Origin of the sequence: Myxacorys almedinensis A (genome assembly GCF_010091945.1) — a bacterium.
Classification (GTDB): domain Bacteria; phylum Cyanobacteriota; class Cyanobacteriia; order Leptolyngbyales; family Leptolyngbyaceae; genus Myxacorys; species Myxacorys almedinensis.
Genome location: NZ_WVIE01000026.1, coordinates 28,366 through 49,668, shown reverse-complemented (window position 1 = coordinate 49,668; position 21,303 = coordinate 28,366). Strand labels below are relative to the sequence as shown.

Annotated in this window: 14 protein-coding genes; 8 read left to right on the top strand and 6 right to left on the bottom strand. The window is 49.7% G+C overall.

The genetic code is table 11. From position 1 onward, the window contains the following. Window positions 1-377 precede the first annotated feature (377 nt). From GS601_RS18260 to GS601_RS18245, 4 genes are read left to right on the top strand one after another with little or no spacing between them, the layout of a single operon-like run. Window positions 378-1,418: a FecCD family ABC transporter permease gene (locus tag GS601_RS18260; RefSeq protein ID WP_162424727.1), complete on the top strand. Its 1,041-nt coding sequence runs from the start codon at window positions 378-380 to the stop codon at window positions 1,416-1,418. Window positions 1,419-1,436: 18 nt separating this feature from the next. Beyond that, window positions 1,437-2,309, top strand: coding sequence for an ABC transporter ATP-binding protein (locus GS601_RS18255; RefSeq protein ID WP_162424726.1), 873 nt, complete (start codon window positions 1,437-1,439; stop codon window positions 2,307-2,309). After that, the gene (locus GS601_RS18250) at window positions 2,306-4,630 is read left to right on the top strand and encodes a TonB-dependent hemoglobin/transferrin/lactoferrin family receptor (RefSeq protein ID WP_162424725.1); all 2,325 of its coding nucleotides are present in this window, start codon (window positions 2,306-2,308) and stop codon (window positions 4,628-4,630) included. Before GS601_RS18255 ends, GS601_RS18250 begins: the two co-directional genes overlap by 4 nt. A gap of 5 nt (window positions 4,631-4,635) precedes the next feature. Next, window positions 4,636-5,544 (top strand): ABC transporter substrate-binding protein, encoded by a 909-nt coding sequence (locus GS601_RS18245; RefSeq protein ID WP_238393360.1) that lies wholly within the window; start codon window positions 4,636-4,638, stop codon window positions 5,542-5,544. On the opposite strand, the gene GS601_RS18240 is transcribed toward GS601_RS18245, so the two are convergent. Next, window positions 5,537-9,184: a hydantoinase B/oxoprolinase family protein gene (locus tag GS601_RS18240; RefSeq protein WP_162424723.1), complete on the bottom strand. Its 3,648-nt coding sequence runs from the start codon at window positions 9,182-9,184 to the stop codon at window positions 5,537-5,539. The two genes, GS601_RS18245 and GS601_RS18240, sit on opposite strands and share 8 nt — an antisense overlap. 116 nt (window positions 9,185-9,300) lie before the next feature. Between GS601_RS18240 and GS601_RS18235 the strand changes: the two genes are divergently transcribed. Further along, complete coding sequence (locus GS601_RS18235; protein WP_162424722.1) at window positions 9,301-9,546, top strand: type II toxin-antitoxin system HigB family toxin; 246 nt, start codon at window positions 9,301-9,303, stop codon at window positions 9,544-9,546. 43 nt (window positions 9,547-9,589) lie between these two features. After that, on the top strand, window positions 9,590-9,988 hold the full coding sequence (locus GS601_RS18230; RefSeq protein ID WP_162424721.1) for a helix-turn-helix domain-containing protein: 399 nt from the start codon (window positions 9,590-9,592) through the stop codon (window positions 9,986-9,988). Window positions 9,989-10,018: 30 nt separating this feature from the next. On the opposite strand, the gene GS601_RS18225 is transcribed toward GS601_RS18230, so the two are convergent. Beyond that, complete coding sequence (locus tag GS601_RS18225) at window positions 10,019-12,898, bottom strand: hybrid sensor histidine kinase/response regulator (protein WP_162424720.1); 2,880 nt, start codon at window positions 12,896-12,898, stop codon at window positions 10,019-10,021. 300 nt (window positions 12,899-13,198) lie between these two features. Continuing rightward, window positions 13,199-15,382, bottom strand: a complete 2,184-nt coding sequence (locus tag GS601_RS18220; protein WP_202925187.1) for a lytic transglycosylase domain-containing protein — start codon at window positions 15,380-15,382, stop codon at window positions 13,199-13,201. A gap of 313 nt (window positions 15,383-15,695) precedes the next feature. Between GS601_RS18220 and GS601_RS18215 the strand changes: the two genes are divergently transcribed. Next, window positions 15,696-17,162 (top strand): leucyl aminopeptidase, encoded by a 1,467-nt coding sequence (locus GS601_RS18215; protein WP_162424719.1) that lies wholly within the window; start codon window positions 15,696-15,698, stop codon window positions 17,160-17,162. Between the two features lie 103 nt (window positions 17,163-17,265). Here GS601_RS18215 and GS601_RS18210 read toward each other — a convergent pair whose 3' ends face one another. The 3 genes from GS601_RS18210 to GS601_RS18200 form a co-directional block, all read right to left on the bottom strand. Beyond that, window positions 17,266-18,384 (bottom strand): LOG family protein, encoded by a 1,119-nt coding sequence (locus GS601_RS18210; protein ID WP_162424718.1) that lies wholly within the window; start codon window positions 18,382-18,384, stop codon window positions 17,266-17,268. Between the two features lie 151 nt (window positions 18,385-18,535). Further along, entirely contained in the window at window positions 18,536-18,904 is a 369-nt protein-coding gene (gene trxA / locus GS601_RS18205) for a thioredoxin (RefSeq protein WP_162424717.1), read from the bottom strand. Between the two features lie 296 nt (window positions 18,905-19,200). After that, window positions 19,201-19,368, bottom strand: a complete 168-nt coding sequence (locus tag GS601_RS18200) for a hypothetical protein (RefSeq protein ID WP_162424716.1) — start codon at window positions 19,366-19,368, stop codon at window positions 19,201-19,203. A 599-nt stretch (window positions 19,369-19,967) separates the two neighbouring features. On the opposite strand from GS601_RS18200, the gene GS601_RS23805 reads away from it, so the two are divergent. Further along, window positions 19,968-21,302, top strand: coding sequence for a serine hydrolase (locus tag GS601_RS23805; protein ID WP_338017072.1), 1,335 nt, complete (start codon window positions 19,968-19,970; stop codon window positions 21,300-21,302). The last annotated feature ends 1 nt before the right edge of the window (window position 21,303 follow it).

The following is a 21,303-nucleotide window of genomic DNA, read 5'->3' as shown; positions in this document are numbered from 1 at the left end:
CTACTCCTAAAGCGAGCCGCCGGAGCACAGAAGCGCCTTCGCTCGCATAGCCTAAAAGCTTGATTCCTCCGTCTTTTGACCCCTTTCAACACGGTTTTCTACTACTGTTCCTTCAAAAGTATATTGATAGTTTTATCTTATTCAAACAAATTTATCAAGATACTTGATATTAATTATCATTAGCTGTATAGTTTTTGCCATAGCAATTAGCGCCCTAAAGCCTTAAAATGCTTACTCTGACGGTGGTATTCTCCGTTACGGTTGCTTTTGAACATCTGAATGATTTTACCTGTAATTGCAATAACCTCTGGTTAAGGCAACTTTTATTCAAAGTAAAAACGGCAGCAAAGCAACGTGACCTTATCTAGCGGCAAGCCATGACTCGTCTTTCTTTTTCACTGACAAAACCTTGGCAACATCTCACTTTGGTTCAAAATTATCCTGCCTTGGTGACTGTCGTATTGACTGTGGTGTTAGTGCTAACGATCGGGTTGTCACTCACTCAAGGCTCTGTATCCTTAACGGGAACAGAAGTATGGCAAGCTATTTTGCGATCGGGCAGCCCCATGCAGCAGACTATTATTTGGGAGTTGCGGCTACCGCGAATCATTGCAGGAGTATTGGTTGGCGCATCCCTGGGAATGTCGGGTGCATTGCTGCAAGGCATGTTGCGAAATAGTCTAGCAGATGCTTATATACTGGGCATTTCAGCAGGTGCAGGACTTGTTGCGATCGTGCTGATCACGTTAGGATTATTTCTCACCTGGGTTCCTCTTGCAGCTTGGCTAGGTGCAATTTTAGTCTCTCTTTTGGTTTATACGCTGGCTAGAACAAGCGTTGGAATTTCTATTGAGCGATTGATTCTTGGCGGCGTTGCTTTTAGTTTCCTATTATTTTCAATTCAAACCGTCTTTCTACTCTTTGCAGAAGAAGGCAGAGTGCAAGCTGCACTGATTTGGCTTACCGGGAGTTTGAATGGGCGGGGTTGGTCGGAAGTCAAAATGTCATTTCCTTACATTGCGATCGCGCTCTTGCTCGGCAGCACGTTAGGCAAAACCATGAATGTGCTGAGTTTAGGCGATGATCTAGCCGTTGGGTTAGGCATTTCCTTAGGGCGATCGCGGATTTGGATAGGAGCGATCGCCACCTTGCTCGCTGCTAGCGCCGTCAGCATTGCAGGACTAGTCGGATTTGTGGGGCTAGTGGTGCCCCATGGCGTCCGTCTGTTGGTAGGAGCCGATTATCGATGGGTGCTGCCGCTCTCTGCGATCGCTGGGGCTTGGGTGCTCACGCTATCGGATCTTTTAGCCCGGTTGGGGGCAATAGAACTGCCGGTTGGAGCGGTGACTTCCCTTTTAGGCTGCCCCTTATTTATTGTGCTGCTCTATCGTCGCTCTAAACTGGCAAAAGGATTTTAGCCCAAGGATTTTAGCCCTATGTCTCTCCTAGAAATTCAAAACGTGTCGGGTGGGTATGAGGGGCAGTCGATCGTGCGCGATATTTTTCTATCGCTACAGTCGGGAGAATGGCTGAGTCTGATCGGCGCAAACGGATCGGGGAAGTCAACACTATTAAAGCTTATCAGTCGAGCTTTAGCACCATACCACGGCGTTGTATTGCTCGATGGCAAAGCGATTCATACTCAGCCTGCTCAAGCCATTGCTCAGCAGCTTGCGTTTTTGCCACAACAGCAAACCATTCCCACTGGGCTAACGGTGCAGCAGCTTGTCAGTTTAGGACGAGCGCCGCATCAACCTTGGTGGCAGTGGGATTTAAGCGCTCGCGATCGCGTCCTTGTCAATCATGCGATCGCGCAAACGCAGTTACAACCCTTGCAAGATCGCCCAGTTGAGCAACTCTCTGGCGGCGAGCGACAGCGTGCTTTTCTGGCATTAGCATTGGCGCAAGATCCAAAAATTTTATTGCTAGATGAACCCACTACCTATTTAGATTTGCGTCACCAATTAGAGTTGTTAGATCAGTTGAGTTATCTCAATCGAGATAATCACTTAACGATCATCACAGTGTTGCACGATATTAATCTGGCTGCTCGCTACAGCGATCGATTAGCCATGTTGCGAGAGGGGTGTTTATGGGCAGTCGGAGAGCCAGAAAATGTCTTGACTCCTGAAACCTTGCTCAATGTTTTTGGCATTAGAGCCGTTGCTCTCGACACTCCGGTTGGTTTACAAATTTGTCCTATTTCGGCTGCATCTACCGAATCCTCAGCCCCATCGTTATCTGAGTCATTTTCTGAGCCAATATCTGAGTCAATGCCATCATCATGTTCACCTCATCGAGACCTATGATCGTTAGCCTTCGGTTAGTTCAAGCTGTTTCTGTTTTGGTTTCCAGCTTTTTTGTTGCCCTCCAAGCAACCAGCGCAACGCCAAGTTCTGAGTCAAATTTACAATCTCAATCGAGTATTCCCCGCATCAAAGACATCACCCATCCTGCAACGGAAGCTCGATTGCTAGGGCAAACACCTCTTACAGTAGAAGAAGAAATTGAAGAGGAAATTGAAGAGGAAATCAGTGTTACGGGCACTCGGAGTCCCCGTGCTGTTCGGGATTCTGCCGGAACCATTTCCGTTTTTGACCTCACCGATCTCGAAACAAATTTTGTTCGAGATATTGAAGATTTGATTCGCTATGAACCCGGAATTTCGGTTAGCAACCGTCCGACTCGGGGCAGAAATTCTAGTTTCAATATTCGCGGCATTGATGGAAATCGTGTCCTGATTCAGGTAGATGGGGTGCGAGTTCCAGATATTCTAAACATGACGAATACAAGCCGCGATGTCGTTGATTTTGATGCCCTCAGACGGGTCGAAATCATTCGAGGTGCAGCCTCTACGCTGTATGGCAGCGATGCGATCGGGGGCGTAGTTTCCTACATTACAAAAGATCCTCAAGACTTTCTCAATATTTTTGGCAAAAATTCGTATTTTAGCGGCAAAGTCTCATTTGATAGTGTTGACAACAATTTGTCTGAAACGTTTACAACTGCTGCAAAAGATGGCAACACCTCTGTTTTGCTGCTGTACACTCGCCGAGATGGAAATGAAGTTAAGAACAATAGTACTCTTGATCCTAATCCTCAGACCGTAGATGGAAATAACGTTCTCGGTAAAATTGTGCATCGGCTGAATGACTTTAATACGCTGAAGCTGACCGGAGAGTTTTTCGATCGACAAGTTGATACGCAAGTTTTGAGCGCCGCAAGTCCCCTTCCTGGACCTCCTGGCTCGCGGCTGATTAGGCAAGATGCCGAAGACTATGCTAAGCGAGGACGGATCAGCTTAGGCTACGAGTTTAACAATCCGAATAGCGCCTGGGTGCAGAACGTGCGATCGCAGATCTATTACCAAGATGCTCAGACCACAGAATACAGCGAACAACAGCGCCAAATCGGAAGTTCTAGCCGTCGTCGAGTTACCAAAAACGAATTCAGTCAAGCGATCGTTGGGGGCAACACTCAGATCCAAAGCAATTTCAAAACTGGGAGCCTTTCCCATCGGTTGACCTACGGGTTTGATCTGTTTAACACAGCCACCTCTCGCCCTAGAGACGCAACAGAGTTTAACCTTACGACTGGCGCAGTGACTAAAAATGTGTTTGGTGAACAGTTTCCCAATAAAACTTTTCCTGACACCAATACCTTTCAACTTGGCATTTATGTACAAGACGAAATTGAATTTGCAAACGGTCGAATTACTTTGATCCCTGGCATTCGCTATGACTACTACAAACTTAATCCCAATTCCGATGATGCTGATTTTGCTCGCATTAACACTGCCAATTATCAAGTAGAGGCATTAGCAGCATCTTCAGTGTCACCCAAGTTTGGCATCGTTGCAAAACTCACGCCACAACTTTCGGCATTTGCTCAGTATGCACGAGGGTTTCGCAGCCCACCTTACAATGATGCCGCGATCGCATTTACTAATTTTGCGGCGTTCTACACCGTCTTACCCAATGCCAACCTAGAGCCAGAAACCAGCAACGGCTTTGAAGCCGGACTGCGCTACAACTCTTTGCAAGCCAACTTGGGCATCACCGGATTCTACAATCGATATAAAAACTTTATCGATACTGTGTTTGTGGGCACGGTTCCTATTGGGGCGCAAAACTTTCAGCAGTTTCAAGCCCGGAACCTAAAAGGAGCCGAAATTTATGGAGTGGAAGCCAAGGGTGAATGGCGCTTTAACCGTCGATCGGATGGGTTAAGTCTATTTAGTGCGCTGGCATTTGCGGAGGGAAACAACCTCGAAACCGATCAGCCCTTAAACTCAGTCGATCCCTTTAAGGCAGTGGTTGGGCTGAAATATCAAGCCCCCAACGATCGCTGGGGCGCGCAACTGGTGACCACCCTCGTTGCCGCCAAAGATCGAATCGACCGGACGGAAACGCCCAATCAGTTTGAGCCAAAAGGCTATACAACCGTTGATTTGCTTGGGTACTACAACATTAGTGACAACGTATTGTTTAACATTGGAGTGTATAACTTGTTCAATCAAAGATATTTCCGGTATGGAGATGTGCGCGGGTTGACCAGCAGCGATCGCAATCTTGATCTCTACACACAGCCAGGAACCAGTGTAGCAGCCAGTCTCAAGGTACAATTTTAGGAGGTATGATGATGAACTCTTGGATGCTTCGATGGGTTGGCTTGGGATTGTGTCTTGCCTTAGGGGCTTGTTCGCAGCCTCCAACGGCTTCAAATTCTCCCGCAAACCCAGCCTCGGTAACGCCAACTCCTCAGCCAAATGTAGCGCGTGTCATTGCCCTGACTTCGTTAACGGCTGATCTGGTGCAGCGACTAGATGGCAAAAAACTAGTTGGCATTCCGGGAAGCAGTCTCCTGAGACAAGATCAGCGCTTTAAGGCGCTTCCTACCGTCAGCGAGGGGCGCACCAGTCCTAATTTGGAAGCGATCGTGGCACTCCAGCCTGATCTGGTCATTGGGGCATCAAGTTTTCATGCCGATGTTGCAAAACGATTGAACGAGTCAGGAATTCGGACTTTGCTCACCGAAGTCAATAGTTGGGAAAATTTGGAAACGCTAACAACAACCCTGGCGGCAACGCTGAGCGCCGATCCTGAGCCATTGTTGCAAGAATATCGAGCGTTCCTTGCAGATGCTCCTAAAATGGCACCTTCGACCTTGGTGTTAGCCAATCCAAAGCCGTTGCTTTCCCCCAATAAGGCAAGCTGGGCCGGAGATACGTTGGCTCGCTTTGGTGCCAAAAATGTGGCGGCAGACCTTCAGGGCGGAGCAGAATTTTCAGGGTATGCCCTGCTTTCTCCTGAGAAAGTGCTGGAGGTGAATCCAGAGGTGATTATTTTGGTGAGTACGGGTGAAGGAGTGGTTGAGCAATTTAAATCAAATCCGATTTGGAATCAACTAAAAGCAGTGAGCAATAATCGAGTATATGTTTTGGATTACTACGGATTGGTCAATCCGGGTAGCATCGATGCCATCAAACAAGCCTGCACAACGTTGAAGCAACAAGTTTTTGCAAATCAGCCCGGAATCAGATAGCAGTTTTCGGCAGTTCGCCAAATCCGCCACCCCCAGGAGTTTCAATCACAAATACATCACCAGCCTGCATCTCTACTTCGGCTTTACCGCCCAGTAGCTTGATTTGACCATCCCGACGCTGAAGATAGTTTCGTCCCACTTGCCCAGGTTCTCCTCCGTGCAACCCAAACGGCTGAACAACGCGATGACCTGACAAAATAGCAGCTGTCATTGCTTCCCGAAATCGGATGCGTCGGGTAACACCATTTCCGCCTTGGTAGAGACCCTTACCTCCACTATCAGGACGAATAGAAAAATCTTCTAGCAAGACAGGAAATCGCCATTCTAAAACTTCTGGATCGGTGAGGCGAGAATTGGTCATATGCGTTTGAACAGCATCGGTTCCATCAAACGTAGAACCTGCACCAGAGCCACCGCAAATTGTTTCATAGTATTGATACTGTTGATTCCCAAAGGTGAAATTATTCATTGTTCCTTGTGATGCAGCCAGCATTCCTAGCGCGCCATACAAAGCGTTGGTTATGGCTTGCGACGTTTCAACATTTCCAGCGACGATCGCGGCAGGATAGGTAGGATTAAGCAAACATTTTTCTGGAACGATGATGTTTAGCGGTTTAAGACAGCCTGCATTTAGGGGGATCTCATCGTCTAGCAACGTCCGAAACACATACAGAACGGCAGCTTTGCAGACAGCTAGCGGCGCATTGAAGTTGGTGGGCTGTTGAGGGGATGTTCCGGTGAAGTCAATTGTGGCAGTGCGATCGCTAGAATTGATTGTGACACCAACTTGAATCTGGCTACCGTCATCCATTTTGTAAGTAAAGCTGCCGTTTTGCAGCGCCTCAATAGCGTTTCGCACCGCCGCTTCGGCATTGGTTTGGACATGCTGCATATACGCTTGAGTCGTGTCTAACCCGAAGTGCGCGATCAGGGTTCGGAGGTCTTGCACGCCGCGCTCGTTGGCGGCAATTTGCGCTTTTAGATCCGCTAAATTTTGCTGAGGATTGCGGGCAGGGTAGGGCGAATGGGTGAGCAAATCGAGCATGACTTGCTCTTGAAATTGACCGTGATCGACGAGTTTAATATTGTCGATTAAGATGCCTTCTTGAGCGATCGCGGTGCTGTTGGGAGGCATCGATCCGGGGGTGATTCCGCCAATGTCAGCATGGTGCCCTCTAGAGGCGACGAAAAACAAGGGTGATGCAGAATTTTTAGCGTTGGCGGTTGTGAATACGGGCGTAATAACGGTAATGTCAGGTAAATGAGTTCCACCGTTATACGGATTGTTGGAAACGTAAACATCTCCTGGCTGAAATGCGTTGTCGTATGCATTAACCAAAGCGATCACACTATCGCTCATCGAACCGAGATGCACTGGGATATGAGGAGCATTTGCAACTAGTTGACCATGGTGATCGAAAATGGCGCAGGAAAAATCTAGGCGCTCTTTAATGTTGACAGAAGAACTTGTGTTTTGCAGGGCAAAGCCCATTTGCTCTGCGATCGCAGTAAACGAATAATTGAAAATCTCAAGCAACACTGGATCAGGCTTGGTAGAAATGATCGCATAAGAGTGATGGTTTCCAGCCGAACAATGAATGTTGCGAAGAATGAGATGTCCATGTTCAGTCATTTCAGCTTGCCAACCTGGTTCGATAAGGTTGGTGCCCGTCGGCTCGATCACCAGAGCCGGGCTAGAAATAACATCGTGCGATCGCAAGTCTTCTCTCCGAAAAATCGGGGTAGCCTGCCACGCACCACCAATGTATACCTGCTCTATTGCAACAGGGGTGAGCAACGTTGTGCGAGGAATTGAACGATCAGGTTCTATTGCTAAATCTGTTGCTGAGATCGTTTCTGTAGAGATTGCCTCAACCACCAATGGTTTGTTTGGTGAAACAAAGCCAAATCGTTGTTGATAGCATTCCTCAAAATATTGAACTATACGATCCAAAGTATTCATTTCAACAATCAACGCTGAGTCTTCTCCCACATATCGCAAATGAACTCGTCGAATTACATCAGTCGGAGTTGCACCTTGTTGATTTAGTTGTGATTCTCCGTCTGCTATCAGCCGCGCAAACTGGTTTTCAAGCTCTTGCAATACCCCATCACAGAGGTCTTTCTCGATCGCACATTCCCGCAATACTCGCTGGTCGGCAAGTCCCATTCCGTAAGCCGAAAGCACCCCTGCATAAGGATGTAAGAAGATTTGCGAGATGCCCAACGTCTCTGCGATCGCACAGGCATGTTGCCCCCCCGCCCCGCCGAAGCAGCAGAGCGTATAATCGGTGATGTCATAACCCCGCTGAACCGAGATTTTTTTGATCGCACTTGCCATTTTTTCCACTGCGATCGCAAGAAAGCCCTGTGCTACATCTTCTGGTAACACTGGGTTTCCCGTGGCAGTTTCAATGTCTGATGCAAGCTCGGTAAATTTCTGGCGCACAATTTCAGGATCGATCGGTAAATCTCCTGTTGCCCCAAACACCTGCGGAAAGAAATCGGGCTGCAACCGACCGAGCATCACATTACAGTCGGTGATGGTCAGCGCCCCGCCCTTGCGATAGCACGCCGGTCCCGGATCTGCCCCCGCCGAGTCTGAACTGACCCGATAGCGGCTGCCATCAAACCGCACGATCGAGCCGCCCCCCGCCGCCACAGTGTGAATTGCCATCATCGGCGATCGCACTCGCACCCCTGCCACTTCGGTTTCAAACGTGCGCTCATATTCGCCGTTGTAGTGGGCAACATCGGTCGAGGTGCCGCCCATATCAAACGTGATGATTTTGGTGAATCCGGCGCGATCGCTGGTCTGCACTGCGCCCACAATTCCCCCGGCTGGACCCGACAAAATGCTGTCTTTCCCCCCAAAAAACCGGGCGTCGGTCAATCCACCGTTCGACTGCATCATCAGCAACCGAGGTCGAGTTGCCGTCTGATCAAATGCCTTTGCCAATCGATCGACATAGCGGCGCAAAATGGGCGACAGGTAAGCATCGACCACTGTTGTATCACCGCGACTGATCAGTTTCATCAATGGGCTGACCTGGTGAGAAACTGAAACGTGAGTAAACCCGATGCGGTGCGCGATCGCGGCGACCTGCTGTTCGTGGTGCGGATACCGGTAGCCGTGCAGGAATGCGATCGCACAGGAACAAATACCCAAATCAAACGCTTTTTGTAATGCAAAGGTCAATCGCAATTCTACATCAGATGAAATCGGTAAAAGCTCCTCGCCTTGGGCACTATAGCGTTCCTCAACTTCGATCACTCGCTCATAGAGCATCTCTGGCAACACAATCTCACGGGCAAAAATATTGGGGCGATTTTGATATCCAATTCGCAACGCATCCCGAAAGCCATGGGTAACGATTAAAAGGGTGCGATCGCCGTTGCGTTCTAGCAGCGCATTCGTTGCGACTGTCGTTCCCATTTTGATGACTTCGATTTGTTCTGATGGAATAGGCTGATCGGGTGCGATGCCAAGCAGATCTCGGATTCCTTGCAAAGGCGCGTCATCATAGCGTTCTGGATTGTCTGACAGCAGTTTGTGAATCACCAGAGTGCCATCCGGTTTCCGAGCCACAATATCGGTAAACGTGCCGCCGCGATCGATCCAAAATTGCCAACGAGACATACAGAATTTAAGCAAAGATGTTGATCATTCTATCGATACTCTTGACAAGCTCCTCTCAAAATGAGAGGACTTAGCATGATTGATATTTATTATTATGAAAAACTTAAAAATAGAATATGCATTTAATTACAGACCGGAATCTACGAGTAGACGCTGAGCAGTATCCCAACGTCAAGAACCAAGTAGAGGCATGGCTCTCAACTGTCAAAAAAGCGAAATGGCAGAATAATTTAGAAGAAGTTCGTAAAATCTACAAGGAGACTGAAGCGGTTGGAAACTTTACCATCTTTAACATTAAAGGCAATGACTATCGATTAATTGTCAGCATCAACTACGAAAACCAAATGATTTACTACAGATAATACTTCTTAACTCATAGCGAATATAACAAAGACAGATGGAAAGATGACCCTCACTTTTGATAAGGATGCATACCGCAATTTGCTGACTGAGGTGACTCCTAAAGTCATTGAGACAGAAGAAGAGTACGATCAGGCGTTAGCGATCGCAGAACGGCTTTTCTTTGCGAAAAACCACACTCCTGAAGAACGAGCGTTGCTCAAGTTAGTCGTGACGTTGATCGAGGTATATGAGACTGAGACTTATCCGATGGACAAACCTGCACCGCATGAAATTCTTCAGCATATTTTAGAATCAAGCGGAACTCGTCAAGCCGATTTAGTTGGCATTGTTGGATCGAGCGGCGTCGTTTCAGAAATCGTGAATGGAAAGCGATCGATTAGCAAAGCACAAGCTAAAGCATTGGGTGAGTTTTTTCATATCTCACCCAGCTTGTTTATTTAACCATCCAGCGTTTGATCCCATCGTCTAGGGTTAGACCTCTGAGGCATGCTGTGGAACTTTCGTCTTGACCAGCACCGAGTCCAGGGTTTTCAGCAGTTCTTGAGCCGTGTAGGGCTTAGACAAAAAGGCGCTCACCCCTGCCTCCATGGCTGCTGTCACTTTCTCGGTCGAAGACAATCCACTCACCGCGATAATCTTGACTAACGGATTAATGCGCCTCAAAATGCCGATCGCGGTTAAACCCGCCATATTTGGCATCATCATATCCATCAAAACAGCGCTCACTCTGTCCTTGTGCTGGGCATAGAGCGCAATTGCCTCAATGCCATCATTGGCAACCAAGACGGTATAGCGATAGGTCTCTAATGACGCTTTCGTAATCTCCCGAATCGTCACCTCGTCGTCTACTACCAGCACGAGTTCTCCGTTGCCCAAAAGCGGTTCAGACTGGTCTATTTGCTGCATTTCCGCACCTTGCACGGCGGGCAAATACACTTTAAATTCAGTGCCTTGCCCAGGTTCGCTGTAGGCATTGACAAATCCCCCATGATTTCTAACAATGCCAATCACCGTTGACAGCCCTAGCCCTGTGCCTTTGCCCGCCTCTTTTGTTGTGAAAAATGGCTCAAAAATTCTATCTATTACCTCAGGTGCGATGCCCGTTCCCGTATCTGCGACAGAAATAACAATGTAAGACCCTGCCTCCGCCGCCAGATTCATTTGGGCGTAGGTGTGATCGATGAGGAGATTTTTAGCAGAAATGCTGAGCGTACCGCCCTCCAGCATCGCATCACGAGCATTGACGCAAAGATTCATCAGCACTTGATGCAGTTGGGTCGCATCTGCTGACGTTACCCAAAGGTGGGGTTCCAAGTCCATCCGGAGGGCGATCGCTTTGGGAAAGGTTCCGTCGATAATCTGCTTTAGCTCTAAAAGCAGATGCTGCACCTGGAGTTTGACGCGCTTGCCTTCGGCTCCTCGGGCAAACGACAACACCTGGTTAACCAATGCCGCACCCCGTCTAGCGTTGGTTTCCTGCATCTTCAGAAACCGTTGGGTAGACTCATCCATATCGCCCAGTTTAAGCTGGAGCAACTGCGCGATCGCAAGAATGGGCGTCAAAATATTGTTCAAATCGTGGGCGATGCCTCCCGCCAGCGTACCCAGGCTCTCAAGGCGCTGAGCATGGAGAAACTGCCGCTCAAGCTGTTTCTTCTGAGTAATGTCAGTATTCACAACCAGAATCGAGGTGAGTTGCCCCTCTGCCATGACCGATGTCCAACGGCTTTCTACCAAAACTTCCTTACCGTTTTTGGTCAGTTGAGGCAGTTCACCTTGCCACTTGCCGGTCTCCACCACCATTTTCTGAATCTCTTCAAGCTGAAGGGGAGGGTTTTGCCCTAACAAATCGCGGGCACTCATGGTCAGAGCTTCAGCCGTTGACCAACCGTAGAGTTGGTTCGCTCCTTTATTCCAAAATAAGATTTGATTGTCTAGGTTGAGAACCAAAATTGCATCGGTCGTCACATCAAGGAGCACCGCTTGTTCCCGAATTTTTTCCTCTGAGCGGCGACGTTCGCTAAGCTCGGCTTGAACTTGTTGGTAAAGCCCAGATTGCTGAATCGCGATCGCTAACTGTGTGGCCAAATGCTGAAGCAAGGTAAGCTCTAGCGCCTGCCATTGTCGGGCAGCCAAGCAGTGGTTGGCAACCAGCAAGCCCCATAGCTGCTCACCTTGCACAATTGGCACCACCACGTTGGCGCGCACTTGGAGACGAGCAAGCAAGTCACGGTGGCAGTTAGACAGGTTTTCGCTATCAATATCCGAAATGGCTTGAATCCGCCCCTGTTTATAAAGCTCACGAGTCGCAGGTTGGACAAAAAACGAGTCCGTAATTCGGGTTCCCTCGATCGACAGACATTCAGCAATAACGGATTCCACAGCAATTATGCCGCTCCAATCCGGTTCAAACCGATAGATAAATACCCGATCAACATCGAGCAACTGCCGAACTTCTGCCACAGCCGTGCTGAGGATCTCGTCTAGATTCAGCGATCGACGAATGCGTTGAGAAATTTCCATCACCAATCGCTCTTGGGCAACCTGCTGACGCAGCACTTCTTCTTGGCGCTGCCGTTCGGCAAACTCTGCCAGTTGTTCTGCACGGCTTTGAGATTCTCGTTTCGCTCGTTCTCGGTAGTTGCGAAAAAAGTCAGCTAAAGCAGGCTCGTCTGCCAAGAGAAAACTCAGATTTTTCTGCACTCGCTGATCGGCTTCATACGCCACTTCGGGATATGCTTCCATCCAGACATGACAGGTCTTTACGTAAGCAATGAAGACGATCAAATACTGATAGTTGACGACGCCCAAAATTCGGCGTAGCTCGAGGCGATAGGGTTCTGCTTGCTCGTGTTCTAGCGCAATAAAAATAGCGCAGGCGAGCAGGCTCTGTTCTAACTCTGAGGGTAGCGCTGACCCATCAAGGAGAAGAGCGGGCTGGGCTGCAAGTCGCGCGAGGTGCTGATCGACATCGGTTTCGATCGGCGGTGCGGTTTCTAGCAACTCTAGGACTTGTTGTGCCGATAACCCAAGCGGGCGCAAGGTGCAGCTATGACAGATCATGCAGTAGGGAACGGCACAAAAGCGCGACAGATAGGCAGACAGTTTCTCCTTAAATAGGGCGGGTAATGGGTTTTTGACGTAGGCAGTCAGGGTCTGTTGCCACATGTTTTCTAGCACCTGCGGCGTCGATTCTGCTGGCTCAAAGAAGGGAGGAACAAACCCAAAGGCTGCCTCAATTTCTGCCTTGATCTGCTGGCTCGTTCTTCTGAAAGGCACACCAGTTTCGAGGTGCAAGGCTGAATTTGCAACTTGCGACGTTACACTCTCAATTTGTTCAGAGTTAGTCATGGTGAGTGTGCGATCAGCGATAAGACAAGTGGTTTCTATCTAACAGTTTAAGACTTTGCTACTTTGGTTCAGATTTATTACCAAAAATATATAAGAAATGTGTAGTTTCATGTTTTAAAGCCTGTGGCGGGGGTGCGATCGTAGCTGTTCCGCCGCCGTTGAATAGAGCCGCGATCGCTCTAACATCTATCAGAGGTAAGGTTTGCTGACTATAACCACACAGAAAAGCCTTCTCTAGGATGCAGAGAAAGCTTTTATCACTTAACAAGTTGTTACAAATTAGTTAAGACAACAAATTAGTTAAGACAGTTGAGACAGCCGTTGCGAAAGCTCAGGATTGTACAGCCGCATATAGTTCCAGTAGTTGCCCAAAACCGATTTCACGTAGCCTCGCGTCTCCTGGTAGGGAATCTGCTCGACAAATTCATCAGCGTCTTGAGTTTTAGCCTTGCTGACCCACCCCCCAACCGCGCCCGGTCCAGCATTGTAGCTGGCGATCGCAAGCATTGAGTTGTTGGCGTATTCTTGATGGGTGTGATCTAAATACCAGGTGCCCAGGTTGATATTGTCCTGCGGATCGTCGAGCTTATATTCCTTCAGCTTGATGTTAGTGGCAATAAAAGAGGCGGTTTCGGGCATGACTTGCATCAACCCTGCGGCTCCAACACTAGAGCGGATGTTAGGCTCAAACCGGGATTCTTGGCGAATCAACGCTGTGACGAGCATCGGGTTGAGTTGGCGCTGTTGAGACCAACTTTCGATCTCTTCAACAAATGGGAAGGGATAGAGCGCTTGCCAGTAGGCGGGCTGTTGCACGAGGTGCTGGTAGTGTTCTTGATCTTCAGGCGTCTCGCGATCGCGCAAACTCGACACCATATAAATGCCGTCTAAGTTATCTCCTATCCCCAACCGCATGATGCCATCGGTAAACTGCTCTGCCACCGTTGGGTTGGTGCGATCTCGAAACTCAACCTGCCAATATGCCCAAGCATCGCGGTCTTGTCCCATTTGGTAGAGTTCTTTCATCGCGTCTGATCCTGCCAGCAACTCTGGACGGGCAGCAGGCTTTCGCACAGGCGGATTGAGCGATCGTACGGTGCTAAAGTCGCCGACATTCCAGCCCAGCATCCCGGCTGAACGCCACGCATAATAAGACTCCGGATGTTGCTTCAACACCTGCTCATACGCCTCCTTTGCCACTTCGTCTTGACCAAGGCGCTGAGACCACTTGCCAACCCAAAATCCAGCTTGGGCAGCAATGTCGCTCTTAGAGCGGCTCTTGAGAATCGGGGCTGCCCATTCTCTGGCAAGTTTAAGATCGCCTGCCTTGGCGCGATCTTGGGCATACGTCCATCGCATCTCAGCCGCTGCATTCGAGTCGGCATACTGGCTCAAAACGAGTTGTCGCATCATCGCTGCGGTTTTGGCGCTATTCAGCGTGTCGAGTTTTTTCGACTTTTCCAGTAACGCTTCAGCCGCCCGGCTCGGAAAGTGCTGAGCCACCTGATCGTAGTATGCGATCGCACTTTGCGGCGTATCTGCAAGGCTTGCCAACCGCATCAGCGCCAGTCCGGCTTCCTCAGACTTGGGAAACTGCCGCACCACTTGCTGATAGCGCGCCTCACTCCCGGCAGTTCCGGTGAGATGCAGCCCTCGACCAGAGCGATAGACATTTTGGGGGGTTTGGGGCGCACGGGAATACGCGATCGCGGCTTTGTCGTAAACCAGGTTTTCCCAATAGCCAAAGGCGATCGCGTCCCAATCGGCAGGCTTGAGTTGAGACGCAAACTCGCTGGTCAGCTTGTCGAGAATCTGGGTATAGCCTTTGGTGTCTACGCCATATTTTGCCAGGGTTAGCAGCACGGGCAACTGCTTTTGATTTTTCTGAAAGCGAAGTTTGGCAATTTCCAGCGATCGCGGATGCGCCGGAAACTGAGTCAGCGCTTGATCCCAATAGTTTGGATTATTTTTTCCCAATAAAAATAGTGCTTCGGCGGCGGCTGGATCGCCCTGATGCTGCTTCACGATCTCCTGCCACGCTGCGATCGCGTCCTTCTGCCTGCCTGCTGCCTGATAAGCTTGGGCACGCTTGAGCAAAATTTGCGGCGCTAACACAGGATAATCATTCTCTAAATTCTTCAACGGCTCTAACGCTTTCTCGCCTTGCCCTTGCGCCACCAAATCGCTCGCCAGCATATACCGAGCGCGGTTTCGCTCTAACGACGCATCACGCTTGTTGACCACGGCTTCCAGCGTTCCCGCCCGTTGTTGAGCAGACTGCGCTACCAAAGGGCTAACCACTTTGCCCGGTGCGCCGATCGTGTTTGGCTTAGAGCTAACGGTTTCTGGTGCTCCCAAATCCGCAGACGGCTGAGCGTCTTGCTTTAACAATTTCTCGATTGGCAATACTACGCCTGACACGAGCGCTAGCGCCCCGGCTCCGACTGCCAGTGAAATCCAAACCTTCCGTTCTTTCATCACCATCGATTATCTCCCAGGGGGTTGGGTAAAATCTCACAAGCTGTTAGCAGTTATAGCAAAAATCAATCTGTTCGTGACATGGAGCGGTATTGAGACTTGACGCAACAATGCAGCACCATCATTGCTCAATCCCCTCTCTTTTACCATCTAATTACATATACCGAACTCTAAACTTCTAGAGTACTCAATATAACTTTAAATACTTAAATTCTTTTCTAGCCAGTCCGGCGATTTGCCCCTTTGAGATGCCGCCTCATTGTTCAGTTTTAAGCAATACTAGAAACCAGTGATTGAACCCAATAAAAGGTAGTACTGGATGAATTTACGAGCAACGGAAACCTCGATCTTAGAGTGGGCAGGAGAGGGATTAGCGATTGGCATATTTGAGGGCGCAACTGACCTCACAGGCACCTTAGAAATCTTAGACAATAAGCTGTCAGGCGCGTTAAAAGATTTAATCACCGATACAGACTTTAAGGGCAAATCTGCCAGTAGCGCTTCAACTCGGATCACCGGCAGTCCCTTTCGCAAACTGATCTTGGTCGGGCTTGGTAAGGCAGAAACCGCCACGCTAGAAAGTCTCAGACGGGCAGGAGCTACCGCCGCCAAACTGGCGAAACGCAATCGCTGCAAAACCGTGGGCATTTATTTACCGGTTGTGAATGACGATGCTGCCGCTAGTGCCCAAGCGATCGCAGAAGGCGTTGAGCTTGCGCTGTATCAAGATCGTCGGTTTAAGTCAGAACCCGATGACAGTCTGCCGATCGAGCAGATCGAGTTATTAGAATTAGCCGGACAAGATGACGCGATCGCGAAAGCTCATAAAATTTGCTCTGGCGTATTTTTAGCTAGAGCCTTGGTCGCGGCTCCGGCAAATTATGTAACGCCGGTGACCCTGGCGGAAACGGCAAGCGCGATCGCATCAGAATTTGGCTTGCACTCAGAAATTCTTGAAAAAGAAGACTGTGAAAAATTGGGTATGGGAGCCTTTTTAGGCGTTGCTCAAGCGTCCGATTTGCCCCCCAAATTCATTCATTTAACCTACAAACCAGAAGGAACGGCGCGCAAGAAAGTCGCGATCATCGGCAAAGGTCTAACCTTCGACTCTGGAGGTCTCAACATCAAAGGCGCAGGCAGCGGCATCGAAATGATGAAAACCGATATGGGCGGTGCAGGGGCAACCCTCGGAGCCGCCAAAGCGATCGCGCAACTCAAACCCGATGTCGAAGTGCATTTCATCATCGCCGCGACAGAGAACATGATCAGCGGTCATGCCATTCACCCCGGTGATATTCTCACCGCTTCCAATGGGAAAACCATCGAGATCAACAACACCGACGCCGAAGGACGCCTCACCCTGGCAGATGCTCTCGTGTTTGCAGAAACGTTAGAAGTCGATGCGATCGTCGATCTGGCAACCTTAACCGGAGCCTGCGTCATTGCCTTGGGCGACAGCATCGCCGGATTATGGAGTCCAAATGATGCAGTTGCTGATCAACTCGTCAGCGCCTCTGAACAAGCCGGCGAAAAACTCTGGCGAATGCCCATGGAAGAGAAATACTTCGAGAGCATGAAATCAGGCATTGCCGACATGAAGAATACGGGTGCTCGGGCAGGCGGCGCAATCTCGGCTGCAATCTTCCTCAAACAGTTTGTTAAAGAGACCCCTTGGGCACACCTCGATATTGCAGGTCCCGTGTGGGCAGACAAGGAAAATAGCTATAACGGCGCAGGTGCAACGGGATACGGCGTCAGAACGTTAGTCAACTGGGTGATGAACTAACCCGGCGACCGGGCGGCACGCGGAAAGGACGGATACACCCAAAGGGACAATCCTCCACATCCGCCACCAAAGCCGCCGCACCCAAATCTGCCGCCACTGTTGCCTACTTGCGTTCTGGATGCGCCGAGTCTTCTACCGAAGGCGTGCCCAGCACATTAATCGCCCGAATCAGTTGGTAAAGCCGCCCCAAATCTCGCTGATTGAAATAAAGCATCAGACGGGGTAAATCAACCGTTTCGTCTTGTTTCTCTTCTGACAATGCCCTAGTTTTCTCGATTCTGCCTTTCACTAAAATATCGCTAAAGCGATCGTTGAGTTCTTCAACGGCAGCATCCGACAACTCCGATTTCAGCCGCATCACCAAATGTGCCCCCACATAGCGGCTAGAGTGATACACCTGATAAAAGCTAGAAATCGCATCACTCGCAACCTGCAAATCATCCGTTAAGGTATACAGGCTCGGATCGTCAGGGCTAATCAAGCCACGTTTTAATAGCTGCTTATCAATATATTCCGCCCAATCGTGCCAGTAGTTTCCTCCCGGTTTATCAATCAGCACTAACGGCACCGGTGCCGCCTTTCCAGTCTGAGTCAGCGTCAAGCACTCAAACGCCTCATCCTGCGTGCCAAAGCCCCCTGGAAATAGCGCCAACGCATCGCTTTCCTTTAAGAAGAAAACTTTTCGAGTAAAAAAATATTTAAACGGAACCAGCTTTGGATTACCTTGGATAAACAGATTCGCACCTTGCTCAAACGGTAGCTGAATGTTAAGACCAAACGAATTTTCGGCTCCTGCTCCCTCGTTTCCAGCTTGCATAATGCCGCCGCCTGCTCCAGTAATCACCATATAACCTTGAGCAGTAACACGCTGAGCAAAGTCCTTGGCCATTTCATATTCATCGGTACCGGGCTGAATCCGGGCAGACCCAAAAATAGCAATCTTCCGAACATGGCGGTAGGGGTAGAACGTGGTAAACGCCCGTTCCATATCCTGAACAGAGGCATTGAGAATCTTCCAGTCCAAGCGATCGATGTCTTCGCCAGCCACCCGAGTGATCATACTCAACGCTTGAGCAATTAGATCCCCGTGCTCTAGCTTCGGCAAGTGATCAATCAAGGCGTTTAGCGATGCTCGGAGCGCCTCAAGATCAATTGGTGATCGATCTGTTCTATGAATCTCAAAAGGATTCTGCTTTGCAAGATCCGAAGGATCAACAGCCATGAACTCCTCCACGCGATGGCACTTTATTTTAGTCGAGATTTTCAGGGGCTGTAAGATCTCGTCGTTACTGAAAAACGCCTCAGCTAAAAAACTAAGGCGCTAAATCTTGTAACTGATGACGACGCTTGAAAGGACAGAGATCAAGTTTGACTTAGAGATACTTCTCTAGCGTGTTTGATAGCGTTGTCTTAGGAACAGCACCGACGACCATATCCACGCGCTGCCCACCCTTGAAGATCATCAGAGTCGGGATGCTACGGATGGCGTATTTGCTCGCAATGCTGGGATTGTCGTCGGTGTTGACTTTAACGACCTTGACCTTGCCCTCAAACTGCGCGGCGATTTCATCTACCACAGGCGCTACCATGCGGCAGGGACCACACCAGGGTGCCCAGAAATCAACTAAAACGGGAACCTCGCTTTGCAGCACTTCTTGGTCGAAGGTTGAGTCTGTAACTTGTGCGGCTGCTGACATGCCTGAAAATCCTTGCCTATGCTCATTTGACAGAAATTCTACCATAGCAAAAACGACAGGTCTTGGTCGCAGAGCATATACAAATAGATACAATTTTAGTTCTGAAACGCGAGATAGACGATGGAAAAGGCAATGAAGGAAGGTCTGCGCTAGGTTCCGTATCAAAAATAAAATCGATTAATCGATCAAGCAAGGTTTGCTTACGAGAAAGTTCATCCGTTCCCCGTCGTTCCTATAGTTCCATAATTGCTGCCTCGGCTTGATCGGCTTTAGCAGTTATTCAACCTACTGAAGCTAATGAAAGCGAGAGGAAATTTGCCTCTGGAAAGGCTGTGATAATTTTACCCGTTATACGCCTTTTCCTGTGTCAGCGTTGTATTTCTAAGAGCGAGTTCTGCGATCGCTTGAGCAAAGGTTCCACTTCCTGTTAATGTGTGCTGTCCCACCGCCTGTCCGGAAGCGTTCTCAATCTGATATGCCACCATGTCTTCGCTCAAATTATCTTGCACCGTACTTTTTACCTGTTCAATCGCGCCACCCGACCCTGTTGCTCAATAGGTTTGCTAACGGTAGCGCAGCTAACTAAGGGTGCGTCTTGCTACGTCTTGCCTCTTTCTTTCGCTCTCGCCAGTTCTGCAAACTCAAGGTACAATCCCTAAAACCAAATATCGCCATCTTTCATCGATAGGGGAAATTTCGTATGTGGGAATTCGAGAACGGGCAAGACACATCTGAACACGAGGCTTCCTTGCCACGCTCCTTCAGAACTCAGCAGAGCCAATCGCGGCACCGCGCTCCTCAACGGCTCATCCCCGTTAGTCCGAGCAAAAGCCCTTCTCCCCAACCCACGCAAAGTAGATCTCTAAGGGAGCCACGTCGCGATGCAAAGAGCGACGTGGCAACAACGCGATCCACCGCGCAAAATGCAGGGTCTATTCGATCGGCACCCCAGAACGCGGCTGGAAAAACATCGCGGCGACGTCCATCACCCGAACCGCCTCACCGCCAATCCTATTGGCTAACGCTCCCGTTCCAGCTTTTCGCCTCATTGTCAAAAAGTAACCGGCGACGGTCATCCCTACCCCTAAAGCCCCTAGAGGGAACGACAGTGCCCCTCCAAGAACGCCGTTTGTCTGTGATGACACCGCTTGGAAATTCTTCTGCTACCCATCAGCCGCGTCGCTCGTCAAGACCGACTGTTGCAAACGAGCTTCGCCCCACCCGACCGCTCACCTCGCGGCTCAACTCCCCATCAACGCGGCGAGATCGCCCTCCCGCGTTTCGCCCTCGGACAGCATCAGGGCTTGCCATTTTATATGGAACCCGACTGTTGATTTTAGGCGTTGGGATTGGCGTCCTTGCAGGAACCATTCTCTCTGCTTGGGATCCTGCCACTCGCTTTTCGGCTGAGGCGCAAGCAGAGAAAACAGACGTTGCGGTTGCTCCGAGCCAGCCTGCTTTGCCGTTGTTAAAGCTCTCCGAAGAAATTGTGCCGCTCAAGGCTCAGGTTCAAGCCGTGATTGGCGCACCGCGCACCTCCGAAGGAACCGCGCCTCTGACTCAGCTAACGCCGGGCGTGATGGTTGTCGATCTAGATACTCATACCTTTCTAGATATCAACGCCTCAAACTCCTTTGCAGCGGCTAGCACGATTAAGGTTCCAGTGCTTGCTGCTTTTTTTCAAGAGGTAGATGCGGGGAAAATTCGCCTTGATGAAATGCTGACCATGCGCCCAGACCTGATCGCTACTGAGGCGGGCGATTTGCAGTATCAGCCACCCGGATCTCGGTTTTTGGCGCTAGAAGTGGTGACAAAAATGATCACGGTGAGCGACAACACTGCGACAAATATGATTATCGATCGGCTGGGCGGTAAAGATGCACTAAATCAGCGTTTTCAGACCTGGGGTTTAACCCATACGGCAATTCGGAATCCGCTACCTGACTTGGGCGGCACGAACACTACCAGCCCGAAAGACATGGCAACCCTGATGAGTATGATCAACAGTGGACAGATGGTGTCCTCGCGATCGCAAGCCCGAATGCTCGATATGATGCGGAATGTCGTGACCGATTCGTTGCTACCAAGGGGCTTAGGGGAAGGAGCGACGATCGCGCACAAAACTGGCGATATTGGGTCACTCGTCGGCGATATCGGCATGGTGGATATGCCCTCTGGCAAACGCTATGTCATCGGGGTCTTGGTCAAGCGTCCTCACAATGATGACAACGCTCAAAACCTGATTCGCCAAATCTCGACGCTGACCTATCAATATTTCGAGCGCTCTAGCCAGCCTGCCCCTCAGACCCCAGCGACTGAAGCGAATCCCCATCCGGGTAGTGCCAATCCTGCTAGCCCGGCACCCGCAAATCCGGCGGTTTCTCCAAGCGATCCTCAAGGGGCAAGCATTCCAAGACTCAAATCTGCCCAAAGCAATCCATGAG